Raw genomic sequence first — 2778 nt, 5'->3', positions numbered from 1 at the left:
AGCAGGCCGCCCGCGCGGGCCGCCTCCAGGACGGCGGCGGCCCGGTCGGGGTCGGCCTCGTCGGTGCCGGGCCTGACCAGTTCGACGCCGATCATCAGTCCGCGTCCGCGTACTTCACGGACGCCGGGGTCCTGGGCCGCAGCAGCCCGCAGCCGTTCGATGAGGAGGCCGCCGACACGGCGGGCGTTGCCCTGGAGGTCGTGCTCCAGCAGGTAGGTGAGGTTGGCGAGGGCGGCGGCCATGGTGACCTGGGTGCCGCCGAACGTCGAAATGCTGTTGGAGTCCAGGCAGTTCATGATCTCGGCGCGGGCGACGACACCTCCCACCGACATGCCGTTGCCGATTCCCTTGGCGAAGGTGACGATGTCCGGCGGGCCGCTGCGGGCATGCGCCTGCCAGCCCCAGAAGTGGTCGCCGGTGCGGCCCCACCCGGTCTGCACCTCGTCGGCGATCCACAGGATGCCGCGCTCGCGCAGGACTTCGCGGAACGCCGCGTACAGGCCGTCCGGCGGTGAGGTGAAGCCGCCGACGCCCTGGACCGGTTCGGCGATCAGCGCGGCGGGCGGGCGAGTGTGGCCGAGGAGGTCCTTCAGATCGTCGACGCAGGCCGCGGTGAACGCGTCGTCGTCGAGGTGCGCGTAGGGGCCCCGGGTGCGGACGCCGCCGTGCACGTACAGGGTCTGGAGGGGGGAGAGGGAGGTCGGGGACCAGCCCTTGTTGCCGGTGATGCCGACCGTGGAGAAGGAGCGGCCGTGGTAGCTGTTGCGCATCGCCAGCACGGTGTTGGTGCGCCGGTAGGCCGTCGCGAGCAGCAGGGCGGTGTCGTTGGCCTCGGTGCCGGAGGTCGTGAAGAAGACGCGGGCGTCCGGGATGCCGGACAACTGGGCGACGCGCTCGGCGAGTTCGACCATCGGGCGGTTCAGGTACAGGGTGGAGGAGTGGATGATCCGCCCGGCCTGTTCGCTCACCGCCTTGGTGACCTCGGGGAGGGCGTGGGCGGTCATCGTGGTGAGGATGCCGCCGAAGAAGTCCAGGTACTTGGTGCCGTCGGCGCCCCACACGTACCGGCCCTCGCCGTGCGTGATCTCCAACGGCTCCTCGTAGTACAGCGCGAGCCAGTCCGGCAGGACACTGCGGTGGCGGGCGTACAGGTCGCTCACGGCTTCACCAGTCCCTCGTAGGCGTCGGGGCGGCGGTCCCGGTAGAAGGCCCACTGCTGTCGGACCTCGTCGATCAAGCCGAAGTCCAGGTCGCGGACGAGGAGTTCCTCGTCCTTGTCGCTCGCGGTCTCCCCCACGAACTGTCCGCGCGGGTCGACGAAGTAGGACGTCCCGTAGAAGTCGTTCTCGCCGTACTCCTCCTGGCCGACCCGGTTGATCGCGGCGACGAAGTACTCGTTGGCGACGGCCGCCGCCGGCTGCTCCAACTGCCACAGGTACGCGGAGAGTCCGCGCGAGGTCGCCGACGGGTTGTACACCAACTGGGCACCGCCGAGGCCCAGTTGCCGCCAGCCCTCCGGGAAGTGGCGGTCGTAGCAGATGTATACGCCGACTTTTCCGACGGCGGTGTCGAAGACGGGCCAGCCCGCGTTGCCCGGCCGGAAGTAGTACTTCTCCCAGAACCCCTTCACCTGGGGGATGTGGTGCTTGCGGTACTTCCCGAGGTAGGTGCCGTCGGCGTCGATCACGGCGGCGGTGTTGTAGTAGAAACCGCTTCCCTCGATCTCGAACACCGGGACGACGATCACCATGCCCGTCTCGCGCGCCAGCTCCCGCATCCGGTTCACCGTCGGCCCGTCCGGCACCGGCTCCGCCCAGCGGTAGTGCTCCGGCTCCTGGACCTGGCAGAAGTACGGCGCGTTGAACACCTCCTGGAAGCCGATCACCCGCGCACCCTGCCGGGCCGCCTCCCGGGCGTGCTCCTCGTGTTTCGCCACCATGGACTCGGTGTCGCCGGTCCAGGTGGCCTGGACCAGTGCGGCACGTACGACATTGGCCATGAGCTGCTCCTTCGACGGGACGTCAGAGCCTCTACGCCCGTAGAAAGCGGGCCATAGAGGCACGAACGTAAGCCTCCGGGACGCCCTTGCCAAGACCACCGCCGTTAACCCGGGGAGTCGATCGCGTTTCACACTCCGGTGGGGGGTGGTGGGGGGCCGTTCGGAGCAAGGGGGTGGGTGGAGGCCGTCTGCGGGCGCGGATACCGGAGGGCTACGGGTACTACGGGTCGCACGGGCAGGGCACGCCCCCTCCCCCGCACCCCCTCAGGCCGAGAACCCCGCCACCCTCAGCGCGTGCACCAGATCCCAGTACCGTTCCTCCGACACGCCCCGCGCGGCCTGGACCAGCAGGGGTACGAGGCTCCGGGGGTCCGGGGCGGCGCTGCGCGCGGCCTCTTCGGGCGCCCGCACCCGCACGTACGCGTCGAGCAGTGCCGACGCCTCACGCCCCCGCCCCGCTCCGACCAGCCCGAGGACGGCCGCACCGATCTCCTCTGCGGGCCGTGCGACCCCCTGCCGCAGGATCTGCTCCCCGTCGGCCACCCGCCCCGCCTCGGTCAGCGCGTCCGCCGCCTCGACGAGCCGCTCGGCGGGCAGCGAGGCCGCCTCCCACAGCAGCGTCGTCCAGTCGGCCCCGAGCCCGGCCCGCTGAAGCTCCCCGGCGACCAGCGGAATCCGCGCGGCGGGCCAGTACGCCAGCTCCACGAGCAGCGCGTGCGCCTCGCCGCTGCGCCTCTCGCTCCGCAGGGTCACCAGCCGCCGCACCGCCTCGGCGGCCT

2 protein-coding genes and 1 pseudogene are annotated in these 2778 nt (G+C 71.1%); all 3 read right to left on the bottom strand.

The window, feature by feature from the left end; all coding sequences use genetic code 11:
- Positions 1–1160: aspartate aminotransferase family protein (locus tag ACVNF4_RS34580; protein WP_461806819.1), on the bottom strand; the 1160-nt coding region annotated here is incomplete at its 3' end.
- Positions 1157–1999 (bottom strand): nitrilase-related carbon-nitrogen hydrolase, encoded by an 843-nt coding sequence (locus ACVNF4_RS34575; RefSeq protein ID WP_461806818.1) that lies wholly within the window; start codon positions 1997–1999, stop codon positions 1157–1159. The genes ACVNF4_RS34575 and ACVNF4_RS34580, both read right to left, overlap by 4 nt.
- A 264-nt stretch (positions 2000–2263) precedes the next feature.
- A pseudogene (locus ACVNF4_RS34570) lies at positions 2264–2778 on the bottom strand (hypothetical protein); the annotation flags it as partial.

This window comes from Streptomyces sp. S6 (assembly GCF_054880855.1).
The sequence above is the reverse complement of the archived record's forward strand: the minus strand, read 5'-3'. Positions and strand labels throughout refer to the sequence as shown.

What these genes read in the sequence shown, in the direction of transcription:
- ACVNF4_RS34575 (WP_461806818.1), bottom strand. Translation starts at nt 1,999, where the DNA reads ATGGCCAATGTCGTACGTGCCGCACTGGTCCAGGCCACCTGGACCGGC.